Annotated in this window: 20 protein-coding genes; 11 read left to right on the top strand and 9 right to left on the bottom strand. The window is 65.8% G+C overall.

All coding sequences use genetic code 11. The annotated features are described in order from the left end of the window. The first annotated feature begins 2 nt into the window (after positions 1 to 2). Positions 3 to 725 carry a DUF599 domain-containing protein gene (locus V8324_RS11845; protein WP_336420140.1) on the top strand — a complete coding sequence of 241 codons (723 nt, stop codon included), beginning with the start codon at positions 3 to 5 and terminating at the stop codon, positions 723 to 725. Between the two features lie 35 nt (positions 726 to 760). Continuing rightward, entirely contained in the window at positions 761 to 1,120 is a 360-nt protein-coding gene (locus tag V8324_RS11840; protein ID WP_336420139.1) for a hypothetical protein, read from the top strand. Positions 1,121 to 1,142: 22 nt separating this feature from the next. Here the strand turns inward: V8324_RS11840 and V8324_RS11835 are convergent, their stop codons facing one another. Further along, positions 1,143 to 1,274: a hypothetical protein gene (locus V8324_RS11835; RefSeq protein WP_336420138.1), complete on the bottom strand. Its 132-nt coding sequence runs from the start codon at positions 1,272 to 1,274 to the stop codon at positions 1,143 to 1,145. A 108-nt stretch (positions 1,275 to 1,382) separates the two neighbouring features. Between V8324_RS11835 and V8324_RS11830 the strand changes: the two genes are divergently transcribed. Next, positions 1,383 to 2,003: an outer membrane protein gene (locus V8324_RS11830; RefSeq protein WP_336420137.1), complete on the top strand. Its 621-nt coding sequence runs from the start codon at positions 1,383 to 1,385 to the stop codon at positions 2,001 to 2,003. A gap of 108 nt (positions 2,004 to 2,111) precedes the next feature. Here the strand turns inward: V8324_RS11830 and hisG are convergent, their stop codons facing one another. From hisG to hisS, 3 genes are read right to left on the bottom strand one after another with little or no spacing between them, the layout of a single operon-like run. Then, positions 2,112 to 2,807 carry an ATP phosphoribosyltransferase gene (gene hisG / locus V8324_RS11825; protein ID WP_336420136.1) on the bottom strand — a complete coding sequence of 232 codons (696 nt, stop codon included), beginning with the start codon at positions 2,805 to 2,807 and terminating at the stop codon, positions 2,112 to 2,114. Next, on the bottom strand, positions 2,804 to 3,889 hold the full coding sequence (locus V8324_RS11820) for an ATP phosphoribosyltransferase regulatory subunit (RefSeq protein ID WP_336420171.1): 1,086 nt from the start codon (positions 3,887 to 3,889) through the stop codon (positions 2,804 to 2,806). The genes hisG and V8324_RS11820 overlap by 4 nt, the downstream gene beginning before the upstream one ends. Then, the gene (gene hisS, locus V8324_RS11815) at positions 3,889 to 5,403 is read right to left on the bottom strand and encodes a histidine--tRNA ligase (protein WP_336420135.1); all 1,515 of its coding nucleotides are present in this window, start codon (positions 5,401 to 5,403) and stop codon (positions 3,889 to 3,891) included. Before hisS ends, V8324_RS11820 begins: the two co-directional genes overlap by 1 nt. A gap of 10 nt (positions 5,404 to 5,413) precedes the next feature. Between hisS and V8324_RS11810 the strand changes: the two genes are divergently transcribed. Next, entirely contained in the window at positions 5,414 to 5,707 is a 294-nt protein-coding gene (locus tag V8324_RS11810; RefSeq protein ID WP_442970522.1) for a SlyX family protein, read from the top strand. A 13-nt stretch (positions 5,708 to 5,720) separates the two neighbouring features. Here the strand turns inward: V8324_RS11810 and dnaE are convergent, their stop codons facing one another. Further along, on the bottom strand, positions 5,721 to 9,221 hold the full coding sequence (gene dnaE / locus V8324_RS11805) for a DNA polymerase III subunit alpha (RefSeq protein WP_336420134.1): 3,501 nt from the start codon (positions 9,219 to 9,221) through the stop codon (positions 5,721 to 5,723). Positions 9,222 to 9,400: 179 nt separating this feature from the next. Here dnaE and V8324_RS11800 point away from each other — a divergent pair, with 179 nt between their 5' ends. The 4 genes from V8324_RS11800 (at position 9,401) to V8324_RS11785 (ending at position 14,087) form a co-directional block, all read left to right on the top strand. Beyond that, positions 9,401 to 10,918: an ABC transporter ATP-binding protein gene (locus V8324_RS11800; RefSeq protein ID WP_336420133.1), complete on the top strand. Its 1,518-nt coding sequence runs from the start codon at positions 9,401 to 9,403 to the stop codon at positions 10,916 to 10,918. Between the two features lie 63 nt (positions 10,919 to 10,981). Further along, entirely contained in the window at positions 10,982 to 12,064 is a 1,083-nt protein-coding gene (locus V8324_RS11795) for an ABC transporter permease (protein ID WP_336420132.1), read from the top strand. Continuing rightward, a complete protein-coding gene (locus V8324_RS11790) occupies positions 12,064 to 12,984 on the top strand; it encodes an ABC transporter permease (protein WP_336420131.1) in 921 nt (306 codons plus the stop codon). Before V8324_RS11795 ends, V8324_RS11790 begins: the two co-directional genes overlap by 1 nt. A 29-nt stretch (positions 12,985 to 13,013) precedes the next feature. Further along, positions 13,014 to 14,087: a BMP family ABC transporter substrate-binding protein gene (locus V8324_RS11785; RefSeq protein ID WP_336420130.1), complete on the top strand. Its 1,074-nt coding sequence runs from the start codon at positions 13,014 to 13,016 to the stop codon at positions 14,085 to 14,087. Positions 14,088 to 14,135: 48 nt separating this feature from the next. Here V8324_RS11785 and V8324_RS11780 read toward each other — a convergent pair whose 3' ends face one another. The 4 genes from V8324_RS11780 to V8324_RS11765 all read right to left on the bottom strand — a co-directional run bounded on the left by V8324_RS11780 (position 14,136) and on the right by V8324_RS11765 (position 17,232). Further along, entirely contained in the window at positions 14,136 to 14,756 is a 621-nt protein-coding gene (locus V8324_RS11780; RefSeq protein WP_336420129.1) for a class I SAM-dependent methyltransferase, read from the bottom strand. A 23-nt stretch (positions 14,757 to 14,779) separates the two neighbouring features. After that, positions 14,780 to 15,472, bottom strand: coding sequence for a CDP-alcohol phosphatidyltransferase family protein (locus tag V8324_RS11775; RefSeq protein WP_336420169.1), 693 nt, complete (start codon positions 15,470 to 15,472; stop codon positions 14,780 to 14,782). Positions 15,473 to 15,519: 47 nt separating this feature from the next. Beyond that, positions 15,520 to 16,182: a phosphatidylserine decarboxylase gene (locus V8324_RS11770; protein ID WP_336420128.1), complete on the bottom strand. Its 663-nt coding sequence runs from the start codon at positions 16,180 to 16,182 to the stop codon at positions 15,520 to 15,522. A gap of 228 nt (positions 16,183 to 16,410) precedes the next feature. Beyond that, entirely contained in the window at positions 16,411 to 17,232 is an 822-nt protein-coding gene (locus V8324_RS11765) for an ABC transporter permease (protein ID WP_336420127.1), read from the bottom strand. Positions 17,233 to 17,391: 159 nt separating this feature from the next. Between V8324_RS11765 and cysQ the strand changes: the two genes are divergently transcribed. From cysQ to V8324_RS22390, 3 genes are all read left to right on the top strand, one after another. Further along, on the top strand, positions 17,392 to 18,168 hold the full coding sequence (gene cysQ / locus V8324_RS11760) for a 3'(2'),5'-bisphosphate nucleotidase CysQ (protein WP_336420168.1): 777 nt from the start codon (positions 17,392 to 17,394) through the stop codon (positions 18,166 to 18,168). Next, a complete protein-coding gene (locus V8324_RS11755) occupies positions 18,165 to 18,965 on the top strand; it encodes a 3-deoxy-manno-octulosonate cytidylyltransferase (RefSeq protein ID WP_336420126.1) in 801 nt (266 codons plus the stop codon). Before cysQ ends, V8324_RS11755 begins: the two co-directional genes overlap by 4 nt. Before the next feature lie 144 nt (positions 18,966 to 19,109). Then, positions 19,110 to 19,217 (top strand): 2Fe-2S iron-sulfur cluster-binding protein (locus V8324_RS22390; RefSeq protein WP_442970525.1); only part of this gene is annotated, 108 nt, incomplete at its 3' end.

Genomic DNA, 19,217 nt, shown 5'->3' with positions numbered 1-19,217 from the left:
CGATGACACGCCTGCCGCCAGAGCTTTACGTCTTCACCCTCGTCGATCTCGCGGGCGTCGGATTGCTGCTGACCGTCTGGCTCGGCACCACCCTGCTGATCGAACATGCGCCGCGGCGTTTTCCCTCGACCTCGAACCTGATGGCCGATTACCGGCGCGAATGGATGGTCCAATTCGTCAGCCGCGACCCGCGGATCTTCGATTCGCAGGTGATCGGGCAGTTGCGGCAGGGAACCTCGTTCTTCGCCTCGGCCTCGCTGATCGCGATCGGCGGCACATTGGCGCTGCTGGGCGATCTCGAACGCGTGATGGGCGTCGCCGAGGATCTGACCGCCGGCGATCAGCCCATTCTCGTCTGGGAGGTGAAGATCCTGCTGATCATGGTCTTCCTGGTCAACGCGTTCCTCAAGTTCGTCTGGTCGAACAGGCTTTTCGGCTATTGCGCGGTGATGATGGGCGCGGTGCCGAATGCGGCGGATCACCCCGCCGCCCTGCCCCGCGCGGCCAAGGCCGCCGAGATCAACATCACCGCCGCGCGCGGCTTCAACCGCGGGCTGCGCTCGCTCTACTGCGCGCTGGCGGCGGCGGCGTGGCTCTTGGGGGCCTGGGCGCTGATCGCCGCGGCGGCGCTCACCGCGCTGGTGCTCCTGCGGCGGGAATTCACCTCGGCCTCGCGCGCCGTGCTGATGCGGCCGGACGCGCCACCCGACGACACGCGGACGTGACTGCATCCCAGCCGCGTTTCCTGTACAGTTGCGGCATGAAACCGATCGCCGTTGCCTGTGCCGCCCTTCTGCTCGCCCCCGCCGCCGCGGCAGAGATGCCGCAGATCCTCGATGCCACTATCGAGAAGACCGGCATGTCGTGGCGCGTCGATGTCACGATCCGCCATCCCGATACCGGCTGGGATCACTATGCCGACGGCTGGGAGGTGCTCGATGCCGACGGCAACCGCCTCGGGCATCGCGAGTTGCATCACCCGCATGTCGACGAGCAGCCCTTCACCCGCGCGCTGGCGAATCTCGCCCTCCCCGACGACACCCGAGAGGTGTTCATCCGCGCGCATTGTTCGGTCGATGGCTGGACCGAGGACACCGTGCGGATCGTCGTGCAGCCGTAGCGATTCGGGCCGTTGTCGCGTTTCAAGCAAGCCCCCGAAAACGGGGGCGGATGTGTGGATTTTCTGCAACTAAGGGCCTGCGAATAAGCAGTTTTCCGCCGTCCACCGTCATTTTTCCGCCGTTCACCGTGGTGTGATCCATCTTGTCGCCCAAGGCCCTTGTTCCCGCGCTGTATGACGCCGATATGACGTGCAGCGGTGCAAACCGTACCCCGAGCGATCTTCGGATCCTGAGGTGAAAAGAGCATGGAAGGATAAAGAAATGCTGAAGACAACAACCGCACTCGCGACAGTGGCTGCATTCATGGCCGCCCCCGCATTTGCACAGAAGATGTCCGCCCCCGAGCCCGAGCCCGTCGTCACGGCTCCCGTTGCCGCCGCCCCGGCGACCCCGAACTGGACCGGATTCTACGCCGGTGGTCAGCTTGGCTATGCCAATGCCGGCTGGGACGGTATCAGCGACGAGTTCGACGGCGACAACGCGTTCGACGGCGATGACGGCCTGATCGGCGGTCTCGTGGCGGGCTATGACTACGACCTGCAGAACGGGTTCGTGGTCGGTGCCGGTCTCGATTACGACTTCACCGACATTGATCTGGGTGCCCAGAACGCCTCGATCGAGGAAGTGTTCCGCGCCAAGCTGCGTGGCGGCTACAAGATCGGCCGTGGCCTGCTTTATGGCACCGGCGGCTATGCATGGGCCGACACCGACAACCTTGGCGACGATGACGGCTACTTCGTCGGCGCCGGCTACGAGCACCTGATCACCGACCAGTTCTCGCTCGGCCTCGAAGGTCTCTATCACGAGATCGACGACTTCGGCACGGGCATCGGCGAAGACTCCCTGACGACCGTCCAAGCACGCGGCACGTTCCGCTTCTGATCTGGCTTGATATGACGACCGAGGGCGGCCCCGCGCGGGCCGCCCTTTTTCATTGCCCGGATTTGCGTACATGTCGGGGGACAAAAACGTACACCCTGTACGCTGGCTTCAATCGAGGTCGAGCCTGTCCTTCAGGGCCCTGAAAGTCGTGCGATCCGCATCCTCCATCGGCGCCACGCGCGACTTGAACAGCGTCGCCTGCGACTTCAGGATCAGGCCATCGTCCAGCGTTTTCAGATGGTTGGCCCGCAGCGTGTCACCGGTCGAGGTGATGTCGGCGATCGCCTCGGCGCTTTCGTTCTTGACCGTGCCCTCGGTCGCGCCCTGGCTGTCCACCAGCTGGTAATCCGCGACCCCGTTCTCGCGCAGGAACTCGCGCACGAGGCGATGGTATTTCGTCGCGATTCTCAAGCGAAATCCGTGCCTTAGCCGGAACGCGGCGGCCACCGCGTCGAGGTCGTCAAGACAGCTGACATCCACCCAGGCCCGCGGCACCGCGATCACCAGATCCGCCTGTCCGAACCCCAGCTCGGCCAGTTCCGCGACAAGATTTTCCCATTGCCCCAGCGTCTCGCGCACCAGGTCGGTGCCGGTGACGCCCATATGAATGCGCCCGGCGGCCAGTTCCCGCGGGATCTCGCCCGCCGACAGCAGGATAAGTTCCACGTTATCAATGCCTTGAACAAATCCCGCATATTCGCGATCGCCCCCCGCGAGGCCCAGCTCGATGCCGTGCCGCGCGAACCAGTCAAAGGTCTTCTCCATCAGCCGCCCCTTCGACGGCACCCCAAGTTTCAGGCTCATGTCACCCCCCCGAGGGCCAGCACCAGCCCGGGCCTGATCACCCCGCCGACCGCCCCGCTCTGGTGGCCCGCGCCAAGCTGACGGGTCAGCGCATCGTAGCGCCCGCCGGTCGCCACGGGCGGCAGGTCGGGACGGTTTTCTGCATGGAAACCAAAGACAAAGCCGTCATAGTACTCCATCTGAACGCGGCCGTAACTGGCCTCGAAATCGAGCTTGGCACTGTCGATGCCGCGCGCCTCCATCGCCTCGAGCCGGCGCGCCAAGCGCGTCACCGCGGGCCGGATCGCGGCCATGTCCACCGCGATGTCGCGCAGCCGTTCCAGCGCGTTGTCGCTGGTCTCGCGCACGGCCAGGATCGCGTCGAGCAGGTCCACCTCGGCGCGGGCGATCGGCGCGGTTTCGGCATCCTCCCGCAACGCCTTGATCCGGCACGAGATTTCATCCGTCCCGCGCAGCCCGACCAGGGGCGCGGCCCCCGCCATCGGGTCGTCGGCCGCCAGCAGCGCCGCGCGCGCCTCGGGCACAGGTGCGCGCCCCGAGAAGCGGTCGATCAGCGCGCGGAACCGCCGAGGCCGCCAGATATGCCGCCGCAGCGCCGCCTTGCGCCTGTCAGTGGTGCGCAAACCCTCGACCGCCGCCATCAAGATGCCCATGTCTCCGGTCGCCGCGCGCAGGCCAAGCGGGCGCAGGATATTGAAAACCATCGAGAAAACCTCGGAATCCGCCGCGTCGGGCGCATCACGCTCGAAGATCTCGTAGCCCACCTGGATATATTCGTTGGCGCGCGCGGGATCCTCTTCCTGCCGCCGGAACACCTCGCCGGAATAGGTATAGCGCGCGGGCTCGCTCCCGTTCTGCATATGCATCTGCACCACCGGCACGGTGAAATCCGGGCGCAGCATCTGCTCGCCCCGCAGCGCATCCGAGGTGACATAGGCCCGCGCGCGGATATCCTCGCCGTAAAGATCGAGCAGCGCCTCGGCGGGTTGCAGGATCGCGGTCTCGACGGGTTGCGCGCCTGCCGCCTCGAAGAGGCCACGCAGGCGCGCGGCCTCGCCCAAGATCGCGGCGCGGTCGGGGATCATCCCTGCACCGCCAGAATTTCGCGTACCTTTTTAACGAGTTGATCGCGCGGCACCTCGACCTGGCTGGGGCGTTCCTTCCATTCCTCGAGCGTGGCGCCTTCGGCCAGTTGCGCGCCGAGGATCAGGTCCTTGATCTGCACGACGCCCTTGTCGAACTCGTTGCTGCCCGCGATGATCGCGATGGGGCTGCCGCGCCGGTCGGCATATTTCATCTGGTTGCCGAAATTCTTGGGGTTGCCGAGATAGACCTCGGCGCGGATTTTGCCTTTCGAAGGATCATTCGGGTCAAGGTCCGAGTTACGCAATTCGCCGACCATGCTCTGATACTCGGCCATACGGGCGCGATCCATCACGGTGACGACGACAGGGCCGGACCAGATGTTTGAATCACCCACTTTACCTTTTGCGTGCAAGGCGGCCAGCAAGCGGTCAACGCCGATGCTGACGCCGGTGGCGGGCACGGCCTGCCCGGTAAAGCGCTTGACCAGATCGTCATACCGACCGCCGCCGGCAACGCTGCCGAATTGCCGCGGGCGACCTTTTTCATCAAGGATTTCAAAGGTCAACTCGGCCTCGTAGACCGGGCCAGTATAGTAGCCGAGGCCGCGGACGACGGACGGGTCGATCACGATACGATCAGGGCCGTAGCCTTGGGCTTCGACAAGTTCGGCAAACTCCATCAACTCTCCGATGCCATCGGACCCAATACCTGACTGACCGATTATCTCGTTCAATCTGGTAAGTGTCTTTAGGCTATTCGCGCGCTTTGCCTCGAGAAAGCCGAGGATGAGTTCTGCCTGAGCATGGGAAAGGCCTGCACCCTCGGTTAAGTCGCCACTTTCGTCACGTCTTCCAGCGCCAAGCAGCATACTCACTCCGTCACGCCCTAGGCGGTCCAGCTTGTCAATTGCTCTCAGCACGGCTCCTCTGGTGCGCTCATCATCCGCCACTACTCCGGCGGCCTCCAACACCCCATTCAAAACTTTCCGATTATTCACCCGCACCACGTAATCGCCGCGCGGGATACCGACCTCTTCGAGGCAATCGGCCAGCATCGCGCAGATCTCGGCGTCGGCGGCCATGCTGCTCGTTCCCACCGTATCTGCATCGCATTGATAGAACTGGCGAAACCGACCCGGGCCGGGTTTCTCGTTGCGCCAGACCGGCCCCATCGCGTAGCGGCGGTATGGCGTCGGCAGATCGTTGCGGTGCTGGGCAAAGACGCGGGCCAGGGGCGCCGTCAGGTCATAGCGCAGGGCGAGCCACGTGTCGTCCTCGTCCTGCCAGGCGAACACGCCGTCATTGGGCCGATCGACATCCGGCAGGAACTTGCCAAGCGCCTCGACCGTCTCGACAGCACTCGATTCCAGCGCGTCGAACCCGTAGCGGTGATAGACCCCGGCAATGGTGTTCAGCATCGCGGCGCGTTCGGTCACATCCGTGCCGAAATAATCGCGAAACCCTTTCGGCGTTTCCGCCTTGGGGCGCGGCTGTTTGCGGGGTTTGGCCATAGGTTTGTCCTTGCGACGGCTGTCGCGGCGCGGTCTAGCCGAAGGCCCGCGCAGGGGCAAGCCGGGCGGCGCGATTGACCGCCCGCCAGCGGGGGCTTACACCCTGCGCATGACCGAGATCGAGGAAAAGCTCGCCCATCTGATCCGCGCCGTCGACGACCTGTCGGAGGTGATCGCGCGGCAGGACCGCGAGATCGACTGGCTGCGCGCCCGTGTGCAGATTTTGCTGGAACGCGAGGCGGCGCGGCAGGAAGATGGCGAGGGCAGCGTGACCGTCGGCGACACTCGCCCGCCGCATTACTGACGCGGTGAAAGCGTTAGATCTCTTCGACCATCATCACGCCGCTCAGGCTCTTGATCGCGCCCTTGATCTGCGGGGTGACGGGGTATTCGACGCCACTGTCGATCTCGACCTCGCCGGGCAGCCCGTCGCCCATCAACCGGAAATGGATCGGCCCCGGTGCGCCCGCGCGGGTCGTCTTGGCGGCCCCTTCCAGCACGCTCGCGACCGACCCGATCACCCCCGGCTGATCCACGAAGATCCGCAGACCCACGGCCCCGGCATGCGCGACCATCCCGTCGATGGGCTGCACCGCGCGACACAGAAGTTTCAACTGGTCGCTTTCCAGCGTCGCCTCGGCGGTGATGACGACCTGCGCGCCGGTCTCGAGGAACTCGCGCGATTTCTCGAGCACGTCGGAGAAGATCGTCACCTCGTAGCCGCCGGTGGTGTCGGACAGCTGCGCGAAGGCGAAGCGGTTACCGCGCGCCGATTTACGCTCCTGCCGACCGGCCACGACGCCGGCCATCTTCACGAGCGCGGGGCCGCGCTCGACCCGGGCGGTCACCTCGTCGAGCGTCTTGACCTCCTGCCGCTTGAGCACGGTCATGTAATCGTCCAGTGGATGCCCCGAGAGGTAGAACCCGACGGCCCTGAACTCTTCGGTCAGGCGCTCGGCGGGCAGCCAGTCCTCGACCGGCACCAGCCGCGGCTCCGGCAGGTCGTCACCCGCCTCGCCGAAAAGCGAGACCTGGCTGGAGTGCTTCTGCTCATGGATCGCGGCCGAATAATTCATCAGCGCCTCGAGGCTCTCAAAAACGCGGCGACGGTTGCGGTCAAGCTCGTCGAAGGCGCCGGCGCGCGCCAGCATTTCCAGCGGGCGCTTGCCGATGCGCTTGAGATCCACGCGCCGGGCCATGTCGTAAAGCGTGGCGAAGGGCCGGTCGCCGCGCCCCTCGACGATCAGCTTCATCGCCTCGACACCCACATTCTTGAGCGCGCCGAGCGCGTAATGCAGCCGCCCCTGCCGCACCGCGAACATCGCCTCGGACCGGTTCACGCAAGGCGCGGCCCATGGCAGCCCGAGGCCCTTCTTCACCTCCTGGAAATAGACGGAGAGCTTGTCGGTCAGGTGTATGTCGCAATTCATCACGCCGGCCATGAATTCCACCGGGTGATTGGTTTTCAGCCATGCGGTCTGGTAGCTGACCACCGCGTAGGCCGCCGCGTGCGACTTGTTGAAGCCGTAATTGGCGAACTTGTCGAGCAGGTTCCAGACCTCGATCGCCTTGTCCTTGTCGACGCCGTTCTTCGCCGACCCGTCGAGGAACTTCGGCCGTTCGGCATCCATCGCCGCCTGGATCTTCTTGCCCATGGCGCGGCGCAACAGGTCGGCGCCGCCAAGTGAATAGCCTGCCATTTCCTGCGCGATCTGCATCACCTGTTCCTGGTAGACGATGATGCCTTGGGTCTCGTCGAGGATGTGATCGACCGACGGATGCAAATGATCGCGGGCGCTGAGGCCGTTCTTGACCTCGCAATATTTCGGGATGTTCTCCATCGGGCCCGGGCGGTAAAGGGCCACCAGCGCAACGATGTCCTCGATGCAGGTGGGCTTCATGCGCTTCAGCGCATCCATCATGCCAGAGCTTTCCACCTGGAAGACGGCGACGGTGCGGGCGCGCGAATAAAGCGCGTAGGTCTTCTCGTCGTCGAGCGGGATCTGCCCGATGTCGTTCTCGGCGCCGGCGAAGGGCTCATAGATGGTGCTGCCGTCCTGTGCGGTGTGCAGGTCGCGCCCCTCGGCGTGGATCTGCTGAATCGCGTTCTGGATCACGGTCAGGGTTTTCAGCCCCAGAAAGTCGAACTTCACCAGCCCCGCCTGTTCGACCCATTTCATGTTGAACTGCGTCGCCGGCATGTCGGCCCGCGGATCCTGGTAGAGCGGGACAAGCGCGTCGAGCGGCCGGTCGCCGATCACCACGCCGGCGGCATGGGTCGAGGCGTTCCTGAGCAGCCCTTCGACCTGCTGGCCATAGGTCAGCAGCCGGTCCACGACCTCTTCCTTCTCGGCCTCCTGCTTCAGCCGGGGCTCGTCGGTCAGCGCCTGTTCGATGCTGACGGGCTTCACGCCCTCGACCGGGATCATCTTGGACAGGCGATCGACCTGCCCGTAGGGCATCTGCAGCACCCGCCCGATATCGCGTACCGCCGCTTTCGACAGCAGCGCGCCGAAGGTGATGATCTGCCCGACCTTGTCGCGGCCGTATTTTTCCTGGACGTACTGGATCACCTCCTCGCGGCGATCCATGCAGAAATCGATGTCGAAATCGGGCATGCTGACCCGCTCTGGGTTCAGGAACCGCTCGAACAGCAGATTGTACCGCAGCGGATCGAGATCGGTGATCGTCAGCGCATAGGCCACGAGGCTGCCCGCGCCCGAACCGCGCCCCGGCCCGACCGGGATATCGTGATCCTTGGCCCATTTGATGAAATCGGCGACGATCAGGAAATAGCCGGGAAAGCCCATCCCCTCGATGATGCCCAGCTCGAAATCGAGGCGTTTCTCGTACTCCTCGACCGATGCCGCGTGGGGAATGACGGCAAGGCGTTTTTGCAAGCCTTCGTGCGCCTGGCGGCGCAGCTCGTCGACCTCGTCATCGGCGAAGCGCGGCAGGATCGGGTCGCGCCGGTAGGCGCCGAAGGCGCAACGCTTCGCGATCTCGACAGTGTTCTCCAGCGCCTCGGGCAGATCGGCGAACAGCGCCGCCATCTCGTCCTGGCTCTTGAAATAGTGCTGCGGGGTCAGGCGGCGGCGCGGCTCCAGCTGATCGACATAAGCGCCGTCGGCCACGCAGAGCAGCGCATCATGCGCCTCGTACATCTCGGATTTGGGGAAATGCACGTCGTTGGTGGCCACCAGCGGCAGGTCCATCGCGTAGGCCATCTCAATCAGGCCGCGCTCTGTCTGACGCTCGGCCTCGGGCGCGCCGTCCTCACCGGGATGGCGCTGCAATTCGACGTAAAGCCTGTCGCCGAACGCACCGGCCAAGCGCCGCATCAGCGCCTCGGCCGCCGGTCGCTGCCCGCCCTGCAAGAGCCGCCCGACCGGCCCGTCGGGCCCACCGGTCAGGCAGATCAGCCCGCCCGCGTGATGCTCCAGCTCGTCGGCCGTGACATGCGCAAGCTGCCCGTCGCCACGCAGGTAGAGGCACGAATTCAGCTTCATCAGGTTCTGGTACCCGGCTTCGTCCTGGGCCAGCAGCACAACCGGCGCGGGCGGTCTGGCGCGCTCGCCGGGATTCGCCGCCAGGTATTCCATATCCACCTGGCAGCCCATGATCGGCTGGATGCCGGCCTCTTGGGCGGTGACGGAAAATTCGAGGGCTGCGAACATGTTGTTGGTGTCGGTCACCGCCACCGCGGGCATTCCGGAGACCGCGCACAGACCGGGCAGTTTCTTCAGACGCACGGCCCCGTCGAGCAGGGAGTATTCGGTATGCAAACGCAGATGGATGAATCGGGGATCACTTGTCATGTCGATCACATTAGCCTTGGGCCGCGGCGAGCGAAAGCCGCCGCGGATCGGCCATCTGATGAAAACACGCGCAGCGCCGGCAGAGGGGATACGCGAATCCGCACGGGGCCATTGCCGTTGGCACCAAGGCTGCGTTACTGACACCGGAACATGCTGCCAGCATCCGGGACCGACCACGCGTGACACCGCCGCTTCTGAGCATTGACCGCCTGTCCAAGGCCTATCCGGGTGTCGTCGCCAACGATGCCGTGTCGCTGGAGGTCCGCGACGGCGAGGTGCATGCACTACTGGGCGAGAACGGCGCGGGCAAATCGACGCTGGTAAAGATGATCTACGGCCTCGTGAAACCCGATGGCGGTAGGATGCGCTTGCGCGGCGCGCCTTACGCCCCCGAGGATCCGAACGCGGCGCGCAAGGCCGGCGTGGCGATGGTGTTTCAGCATTTCTCGCTCTTCGAGGCGATGAGCGTGGCCGAAAACGTCGCCCTCGGCATGGCAGCGCCGCCGCGGCTGCGCGACCTGTCGGCGCGGATCCGCGAGGTCTCGCGCACCTACAGACTGCCGCTCGACCCGCAGCGGATCATCGGCGATCTGTCGGCGGGCGAACGTCAACGGGTCGAGATCATCCGTTGCCTGCTGCAGGAGCCGCGCCTGCTGATCATGGACGAGCCGACGAGCGTCCTGACCCCGCAGGAGGTCGAGATCCTGTTTCAGACCCTGCGCCAACTGACCGCCGAGGGGGTCGCGATCCTCTATATCTCGCACAAGCTGGAAGAGATCCGCAGCCTGTGCGACCGCGCGACCATCCTGCGCCGCGGCCGCAACGTGGCCACCTGCGTGCCGCGCGAGACCTCGGCGCGCGAGATGGGCGAGATGATGGTCGGCGCCTCCTTCGCCGCACCCCAACACGTGGCGCATGCGCCCGGCAACGTGGCGCTCACGGTCTCCGGCCTGTCGATGCGCGCGCCCTCGGCCTTCGGCACGTCGCTGAAGGACATCACGTTCTCGGTGCGCCGCGGCGAGATCCTCGGGCTTGGCGGGGTGGCCGGCAGCGGCCAGGACGAATTGCTGTCGGCCCTTGCGGGCGAAACCCCGACGGCGGCGGGCGCGATCCGGCTGAACGGGGCCGCGATCGGCCGGCTTGGCCCCAACGCCCGGCGCAGGCTGGGGCTGCTGACCGCGCCAGAGCAACGGCTGGGCCATGCCGCAGCCCCCGAGATGAGCCTGACGGAAAACGCCTTCATGACCGGCGCGCAGCGCGAGGGGCTGGTATCACACGGCTTTGCCAGGTGGGGCGCGGCGCGCGATTTCGCGCAGGCGATCATCACAAGGTTCGACGTGCGTACACCCGGCCCCGACGTCGCCGCGCGGGCGCTGTCGGGGGGCAACCTGCAAAAATTCGTGATCGGGCGCGAGGTGCTGCAGCGCCCCGAGGTTCTGGTCGTCAACCAGCCCACCTGGGGGGTCGATGCCGCCGCCGCCGCGTCTATCCGACAGGCGCTGCTCGATCTCGCCGCAGCAGGTGCGGCGATCCTGTGCATCAGCCAGGACCTAGACGAGTTGATGGAGATCTCCGACCGGTTCGGCGCGCTCAATGCCGGGCGCCTGTCGCCGATCCGGCCCGCGAAAGGCCTGAGCGTCGAGGAGATCGGCCTGATGATGGGCGGCGCGCATGATCTGGAGCCGGCGCATGCCTGAGCGGTCGGATCCGAGTATTTCTGGAAAGATGAACAAACTGGCGTGCAGGCCGGGGCGCTCGCCATGCTGAAGCTGGAGACCCGGCCGCAGCCCTCGGTGCTCTGGACATGGGTGGCGCCGATTCTGGCGGTGGTAATCACGATGCTGGCCGGGGGCACGCTTTTCGCCGCGCTCGGCAAGGACCCGGTCGACGCGATCGCCACGATCTTCTGGCAACCGCTTTTCGGCGAGTTCGCGCATTACTACCGCCCACAGCTTCTGATCAAGGGCGCGCCGCTGGTGCTGATCGCCATCGGTCTCGGCCTCGGGTTCCGGGCGGGGATCTGGAATATCGGGGCCGAGGGCCAGTATATCATGGGCGCGCTGAGCGGCGCGGGCGTGGCGCTGGCCCTCTACCCTATGGACAGCGTGCTGGTGTTTCCGTTGATGGTGCTTGCCGGTGCGCTTGGCGGCTGGACATGGGCGATGATCCCGGCAGTGCTGAAAGTGCGCTTCGGGACCAACGAGATCCTCGTGTCGCTGATGCTGGTCTACGTGGCCGAGCAATTGCTGGCCGCCATGGCGCTCGGACCGATGAAGAACCCCGAGGGGCGCGGCTTTCCCGGCTCGCGTAACCTGCGCAACTATGACAGCGCCCACAATGCCGAGCTGATTGCGGGAAGCGGCATGCATTGGGGCGTAGTGGCCGCGTTCGTCGCGGTGATCCTCGCCTACGTGCTGCTGACGCGCCACCGCCTTGGCTATCACATCCGCCTGACCGGGCAGGCGCCGCGCGCGGCGCGGTTCGCCGGTGTGCGCACCGCCCGGCTGGTGGTGATCTGCCTCGGCAGCGCGGGTGCCCTGGCCGGGCTGGCGGGTATGTTCGAGGTGGCGGGCCCCGCCGGGCAGGTGACCATCGATTTCAACGTGGGCTACGGGTTCACCGCGATCATCGTGGCGTTTCTGGGCCGGTTGCATCCGGTGGGCATCCTTGCAGCGGGCGTGTTGATGGCGCTGACCTATATCGGGGGCGAGATCGCGCAATCCAATCTCGGCCTGCCCGCCGCCGCGATCCAGGTGTTCCAGGGCATGCTGTTGTTCTTCCTGCTGGCGGTGGACGTGCTGACCCATTACCGCATCCGCATCACGAGACGAGAGGCGGCCTGATGGATCTTGGCACGATCGACCCGGCGCTGCTGCTGGCCTCGCTGATTGTGGCGGCGACACCGATCCTGCTGGCCGCACTGGGCGAACTGGTGGTCGAGCGCGCGGGCGTGCTCAACCTCGGCGTCGAGGGGATGATGATCACCGGGGCGATCTGCGGCTTCGCCGTGGCGGTCAATTCCGGCTCTCCGCTGGTAGGGTTCGCGGCGGCGGCGGCGGGCGGGGCGATGCTGGCGCTCTTGTTCGCGCTGCTCACGCAATTCGCGCTGGCCAACCAGGTGGCCAGCGGCCTTGCTCTGACGCTGTTCGGGCTGGGCCTCTCGGCGCTGCTGGGGCAGGGCTATGTCGGGATCAAGCCCCCGTCCACGCCGCGGCTGGACATCCCGATCCTGGGCGACATCCCCTTTCTGGGGCGCGTGCTCTTTTCGCATGACCCGGTGGTGTATCTCGGGCTGGCGCTGACGGGGCTGATCTGGTGGATGCTGCGCCACAGCCATGCGGGGATGGTCCTGCGGGCCGTGGGCGAGAACCATCATGCCGCGCATGCGCTCGGCTACAAGGTGGTGCGCATCCGGGTGCTGGCGATCCTGTTCGGCGGGGCCTGCGCCGGGCTTGGCGGGGCGTATCTGAGCCTCGTGCGCGTGCCGCAATGGACCGAAGGCATGACCTCGGGCGCCGGCTGGATCGCGCTGGCACTGGTGGTCTTCGCCTCTTGGAAGGCGGGCCGCGTCCTGCTGGGGGCGTGGCTTTTCGGCGGGGTCACGGTGCTGCAGCTCAACCTGCAGGCAGTCGGCATCGCCATCCCGGTCGAGTACCTGTCGATGTCGCCCTATCTGGTTACCATCCTCGTGCTGGTCACCATGTCCGCCGACAAGTCGCGCGCGCCAGCCTCGCTTGGCCGCACCTTTCACGCATCCCAATGAAAAAGCCATGCAACACAGGGAGTTTCCGCATGAAAATCACTCCGTTTCTCGCCTCCGCCACGCTGGCGCTTGGTCTTGCGGCCGGCGCCGCGGCGCAGGACACGACCAAGGTCGGGTTCATCTATGTCGGCCCGATCGGCGATGGCGGCTGGACCTATGAGCACGATCAGGCGCGACTCGCCGTAGAAGAGCATTTCGGCGACCGGGTCGAGACCGTCTACCAGGAAAGCGTGCCCGAGGGCGCCGATGCCGAACGCGCGATCACCCAAATGGCGCTGCAGGGGGCGGACCTGATCTTTACCACATCGTTCGGATTCATGGAGCCGACGCTGGCCGTCGCCGCTAAATTTCCGAACGTGAAGTTCGAACACGCCACCGGCTACAAGACCGCGCCCAATGTCTCGACCTATTCGGCGCGGTTTTACGAGGGGCGCGCGGTCCAGGGTCATATCGCGGGGCGGATGACCGAGACAAACCAGATCGGCTATATCGCCTCGTTCCCGATCCCCGAGGTCATCCGCGGCATCAACGCCGCGTTCCTGCACGCCCGCGAGGTCAATCCGGAGGTCGAGTTCAAGATCATCTGGGCCTATACATGGTTCGACCCGGCAAAAGAGGCCGACGCGGCGACCGCCCTGATCGAGCAGGGTGCCGACGTGATCCTGCAGCACACCGATTCCACCGCGCCGCAGGCGGCCGCGGAAAAGGCCGGGAATGTGATCACCTTCGGACAGGCGTCGGACATGTCGGAATACGCGCCGATGCCGCGGGTCAGCTCGATCATCGACAACTGGGCGCCCTACTATATCGAGCGCGTTCAGGCGGTGATCGATGGCACATGGGAAAGCCAGCAGGTCTGGCACGGTATCGCCGAGGGCATGGTCGAGATCGGCGAGATCACCGACGCCGTACCCGCCGAGGTGCGCGACGAGGCGCTTGCGCTGGAACAGGCGATGGCCGAGGGCGACTATCACCCCTTCACCGGGCCGATCGACCGACAGGATGGCAGCGCGTGGCTGGCCGAGGGCGAGGTCGCCGATGACGACACGCTTCTGGGCATGGATTTCTATGTCGAGGGTCTCAGCGGCCAGATCCCCAACTGAAGATGCACCCGCTGGACGCCCCCACGCCCCGACCGGCGTGGGGCCTTTTCAGTTCACGCGCTTTTCCAGCACCAGGAACGTCATCAGCCCCATCGGCGGCAGATCCCGGCGGATGGCGATATGAAGGCGCGGATCCTGCAGCACGGTCCGCATCTCGAAATCCGACTGCCAGCCGAGCATGTTCTCGAGCGGCGAGACCGCCCGCGCCAGCCCGGCCCAGATCCCGCGATCGTGCTTGAAATGGTTGGTGATGACCACCTGCCCCCCGGGCCGCAGCACACGGGCGATCTCGGACATCACGACTTCGGGCTCGGGAACCACCGAGACCACGTGCATGGCCGCCACGGTGTCGAAACTGTCATCTGGAAAGTCCAGCGCGCGGGCATCCATCTGCCGCAGCCCCGCGACATGGGTCAGGCCCTGCTTGGCGACCCGCGCGCGCGCCTTGCGCAGCATGTCCTCGCTGTAATCCATGCCCGTCACCCGCAGCCCGCGATCATAGGCTTCCAGCGACAGGCCGGTGCCCACGCCTACCTCGAGCACGTCCCCGCCGCGAGTGTTGATATGGCGCACCGCCGCGCGCCGCCCGGCCTGGGTGATCCGGCCGAAGGTCGCGTCATAGACGGGCGCCCACCGGGCATAGGAACTCGAAACCGCCTGCAATTCCATCGTTCAACCTCGCTTGTTGTACATCATCGGGCCGCGTCGCCGGGATACCAGACAAGGGCCGCCCATATCACCACCGCGACATATATCAGCCCCATCAGGATCAGCGCCGCCCATGTGAAAAGGACCAGCGCCGCGGCCACGCAGGCAAAGCCCAGAAGGAAAAATTTCACGTTCTCGCGCGAGATCCGGGTCTGCTTGAACGACCAGACCGGAACCGGCGAGATCAGCAGCAGCCCGACACCGGCCATGTAAAGCGCTACCAGCCATGCGGGCGGGTGCGGCATCTCCGGCAGGGCGAAGGTCACGAACATCGGCAGCATCGCCAGAAGCGCGCCGGCCGGGGCTGGCAGGCCGGTGAAATAGGCTCCGGATCCGCCCTTTGGTGTCTCTTCCTTGGCGCTGACATTGAACCGCGCGAGGCGCATCACACAGCACACCGAGAAGAACAGCACCGCGATCCAGCCGGCATGCCGCATGTCCTGCAGACCCCAGTAATAGATCACCAGCGGGGCCGCGACGCCAAAATTGAGGAAATCGGCCAGCGAATCGAGCTCGGCCCCCATGGCGCTGCTGCTGCGCAACAGCCGCGCGAGACGCCCGTCGAGCCCGTCGAGCACACCGGCGATCAGCAGCAGCTGCACGGCGCGCACGTAATCGCCCTGCACCCCCAGCCGGATCGCCGTGACGCCCGCACAGATCGCCGCAACCGTCAGCATGTTGGGCAAAAGCTGCGCCAGCGTCACCTCTTTGCGCGGCCGCCCTGTCACGGGTCGAGCTCCGCCAGCACCGTCTCGCCCGCGATCATCGTCTGGCCCACGCGCACCTGCGGCGCGATTCCCTCGGGCAGGTAGACGTCGAGGCGCGAGCCGAACCGGATCAGCCCGAAGCGTTCGCCGCGCGACAGCGACGCCCCCTCGCCGGTGAAACAGACGATGCGCCGCGCCACCAGACCGGCGATCTGCACCACCGGCAGCAGGCGTCCGTCAGCCATCTCGATCACCACGCCGTTGCGCTCGTTATCCGCGCTCGCCTTGTCGAGCGACGCGTTCAGGAACTTGCCAGGCCGGTACGCGACGGTTCTCACCGTGCCCGCCACGGGCGCGCGGTTGATGTGACAGTCGAAGACGCTCATGAACACGCTGACCCGGGTCAGGGGCGTGTCGGGCAGGCCCAGTTCCGACGGCGGCACCACCGGCTCGATCAGCGACACGATGCCGTCGGCGGGGCTGACGATGACGTTGGGGCGTTCGGGCACCACGCGCTCGGGATCGCGAAAGAAGTAATAGCACCAGATCGTCAGGCCGACCCCGATCCAGCCCAGCTCATCCGCGATCAGGAAAAGCACAAGCGTGACGGCCGCGAAGATCGCCACGAAGCGCCGCCCCTCGGGGTGCATCGGCTTCAGGAAGGTCTCGTGCATCTTCATGCGGGCAATCTCCCATGGCGTGCAACTGAGCACCGCCTAAGGCCCCGGCCCCGAAGATGCAAGGCGGCAACTCGGACTTGGCGGGAACCGGCGCGCGGGCAGAGGATCGCGGCCGCGGTTCCGTCGACATCGTTTGCGGTGAATTTTTTCGGACACGCAACGTGCTTGGGCCGGTGTCGTGCCACCGTGGTGCCTGTCCACCTACGGCATGCCGCCCTCGGCAGATATCTACCGCCGCGCGTCCCAGCTTTTCGAGGCGAACTGGCGGGTATAGAATTCCCCCATCAAGCCGATGACCAGAAGGGTCACCCCCACATAGACGGGATAATCCAGCGACGTCTTGTGGGGAAAGTAGTTGATGAACACGAATCCCCGCGCCTGGTCGATCGTGTGGAACAGGGGGTTCCACGAGAACATGTCGAACATGAACGCAGGCAGGCTGTTGGCCACGAACATCTTGCCCGACGCGATCATGTTGGCGCGTTGATAGATGGTTGTGAACAGCGACACGAAAGTCGGAAACCACGGCTTTATGGCCAGCAGCACGAGCCCGACGGCGACCCCGGTGAACCATGCCAGCAGCAGCATCCCGATCGCCGCGACCGGTTGATGGATGGTGATCGGCGTGAAGGCGACGTGATAGACGAAGAGGATGACCGCCATCGACAGCACCTGGATGTAGAGCGACCCGAGCGCCGAGGCGCAGATTGCGACGATGGTGTTCATTGGCGCGTGCTGCATCATCGGCGAGGACGGCCCTTCGGACCCGACCACGGCCCCGACCGCCTTGATATGCGTGAGGTAAAGGAAGATTCCCGACATCATGAACAGCAGGAAGTCGCCGCGCAGCTTCGCCCCGCGCAGCCCGAGCAGGCTGAACATCACGTAGAAGGCCATCACGATGATCACCGCCGTCGCGATGTTGAGCACCAGCGCGATCACCGCGTTGCCATGCCCCTGGCGAATGTTGCGGACGGTCGCATGATAGATCAGCTCGAGCAGGACGACGGCCGAATGGACGCTCGATTGCGGGCGGGCGGTGTGAAACATCGGACCTCTGGCTGGCTGCCTGCGGCATGGTGGTGCGGGTGACTTGCGCTTGTCACTGGACATAGCATAGGGGCAATGCGTGATCTATTCATTAAGGGCGCCCCACCGCCCGACCGGACAAAGGAGCGGGACTTGGACCATCAGGCACTGACAGCAGAGATGCGGCGGCTGGCCCTCGAGGCGGGCGCGCGGATCATGGAAATCTACGAGGCCGACGATTTCGACGTGAAGGTGAAATCCGACGACAGCCCGGTGACAGAGGCCGACGAGGCCGCCGATGCAAGCATCTCGGCCGGGCTGCGCGCGGCCTTCCCGGATGTCACGCTGATCACCGAGGAACAGGCGGAATCGCACGCGCTGCGCGGCCAGACCTTCCTGATCGTCGATCCGCTGGACGGCACCAAGGAATTCATCAACCGGCGCGGTGATTTCACCGTCAACATCGCCTATATCGAGGACGGGCACCCGATCCGCGGTGTGGTCTACGCCCCGGCGCAGGGCCGCATGTTCTACACCCTGCCCGACGGCACCTCCGTCGAAGAGGACGGACCGTTCGACGCGGGAACCCCCGGCGTGCAACGTCCGATCCGCGTCGCGTCACCCGACGACACCGCGCTGATGGTGGTGGCGAGCAAATCCCACCGGGATGCGGCGACCGACGCCTATATCGGCAAATACGCGGTCAGGGACATGACAAGCGCCGGCTCCTCGCTGAAATTCTGCCTCGTGGCGACGGGCGAGGCCGATCTCTATCCCCGCCTCGGCCGCACGATGGAATGGGACACCGCCGCCGGTCACGCAGTACTGGCCGGCGCTGGCGGCCATGTCGTGCGTTTCGACGACCACGCGCCGCTGACCTACGGCAAGCCGGGCTACGAGAACCCTTTCTTCCTCGCCCACGCCCCCGGCGTCGACCTGAAGCCGGGCGACGCATGAGCGTTCTGGTCGTCATCCCCGCGCGCTATGCATCGAAGCGCTATCCCGGCAAGCCGCTGGCACAGCTGGCCGGCGCGGGCGGCGTCGCCAAATCGCTCGTCCAGCGCTCATGGGAGGCCGCCTGCGCGGTGCCGGGCGTGGCGCGCGTGGCGGTGGCCACCGATGACGACCGTATCAGAACGGCGGCCGAGGCCTTCGGCGCCGAGGTGGTGATGACGTCGACCGACTGCGCCAACGGCACGGAACGCTGCGCCGAGGCGCACGGCATACTCGGCGGCGACTACGAGATCGTGGTCAACCTCCAGGGTGACGCGCCGCTGACCCCGCCATGGTTCGTCGAGGACCTCGTCTCGGGCCTGCGCGCCGATCCCGCGGCCGAGGTCGCCACCCCGGTGATGCGCTGCGACGGGGCGGCGCTGAACGGGTTTCTCGCGGATCGCGCGGCGGGGCGTGTCGGGGGCACGACGGCCGTCTTCACGCGTGAGGGGCATGCGCTTTACTTCTCCAAGGAGGTGATCCCCTACACGTCGCAGACCTTTGCTGCGGACGCGCCCACGCCGGTCTACCACCATGTCGGCGTCTACGCCTACCGGCCGGCGGCGCTCGACGCCTATCCCGATTGGCAGCCCGGCCCCCTCGAGGGTTTGGAAGGGCTCGAACAGTTGCGTTTTCTGGAAAACGGCCGGCGCGTGGTGTGTATCGAGGTGAGCGCCCGCGGACGCCAGTTCTGGGAGCTCAACAATCCCGGGGACGTGCCGAAACTCGAAGAGATGATGCGCGACATGGGGCTTGACTGAGCACGCGACGAGACCCGTCCCCGGACCGGCGAGGCAGACGGGAAAGCCGGGCCCGCCGGCCGCCGTAAAAATGAGGTGAGGCGTCGCGATTGGCGAAATGACCGCGCCGCATGCGTGATGTAATACCTGACGGGAGGCACGCGCATGACCGAAACGATCACCTTCACCCTCGACGGCCGCGAGGTCACGGTGCCCGAGGGCTCGACCATCTGGGAGGCGGCGCACGGGCAGGGGCTGGTGATCCCGCATCTG

The organism is Roseovarius sp. D22-M7, assembly GCF_037083785.1.
Taxonomy (GTDB): domain Bacteria; phylum Pseudomonadota; class Alphaproteobacteria; order Rhodobacterales; family Rhodobacteraceae; genus Roseovarius.
The sequence above is the reverse complement of the archived record's forward strand: the minus strand, read 5'-3'. Positions and strand labels throughout refer to the sequence as shown.

What these genes read in the sequence shown, in the direction of transcription:
- V8324_RS11845 (WP_336420140.1), top strand. Translation starts at nt 3, where the DNA reads ATGACACGCCTGCCGCCAGAGCTTTACGTCTTCACCCTCGTCGATCTC.
- V8324_RS11840 (WP_336420139.1), top strand. Translation starts at nt 761, where the DNA reads ATGAAACCGATCGCCGTTGCCTGTGCCGCCCTTCTGCTCGCCCCCGCC.
- V8324_RS11830 (WP_336420137.1), top strand. Translation starts at nt 1,383, where the DNA reads ATGCTGAAGACAACAACCGCACTCGCGACAGTGGCTGCATTCATGGCC.
- hisG (WP_336420136.1), bottom strand. Translation starts at nt 2,807, where the DNA reads ATGAGCCTGAAACTTGGGGTGCCGTCGAAGGGGCGGCTGATGGAGAAG.
- hisS (WP_336420135.1), bottom strand. Translation starts at nt 5,403, where the DNA reads ATGGCCAAACCCCGCAAACAGCCGCGCCCCAAGGCGGAAACGCCGAAA.
- dnaE (WP_336420134.1), bottom strand. Translation starts at nt 9,221, where the DNA reads ATGACAAGTGATCCCCGATTCATCCATCTGCGTTTGCATACCGAATAC.
- V8324_RS11795 (WP_336420132.1), top strand. Translation starts at nt 10,982, where the DNA reads ATGCTGAAGCTGGAGACCCGGCCGCAGCCCTCGGTGCTCTGGACATGG.
- V8324_RS11790 (WP_336420131.1), top strand. Translation starts at nt 12,064, where the DNA reads ATGGATCTTGGCACGATCGACCCGGCGCTGCTGCTGGCCTCGCTGATT.
- V8324_RS11785 (WP_336420130.1), top strand. Translation starts at nt 13,014, where the DNA reads ATGAAAATCACTCCGTTTCTCGCCTCCGCCACGCTGGCGCTTGGTCTT.
- V8324_RS11780 (WP_336420129.1), bottom strand. Translation starts at nt 14,756, where the DNA reads ATGGAATTGCAGGCGGTTTCGAGTTCCTATGCCCGGTGGGCGCCCGTC.
- V8324_RS11775 (WP_336420169.1), bottom strand. Translation starts at nt 15,472, where the DNA reads ATGCTGACGGTTGCGGCGATCTGTGCGGGCGTCACGGCGATCCGGCTG.
- V8324_RS11770 (WP_336420128.1), bottom strand. Translation starts at nt 16,182, where the DNA reads ATGAAGATGCACGAGACCTTCCTGAAGCCGATGCACCCCGAGGGGCGG.
- V8324_RS11765 (WP_336420127.1), bottom strand. Translation starts at nt 17,232, where the DNA reads ATGTTTCACACCGCCCGCCCGCAATCGAGCGTCCATTCGGCCGTCGTC.
- cysQ (WP_336420168.1), top strand. Translation starts at nt 17,392, where the DNA reads ATGCGGCGGCTGGCCCTCGAGGCGGGCGCGCGGATCATGGAAATCTAC.
- V8324_RS11755 (WP_336420126.1), top strand. Translation starts at nt 18,165, where the DNA reads ATGAGCGTTCTGGTCGTCATCCCCGCGCGCTATGCATCGAAGCGCTAT.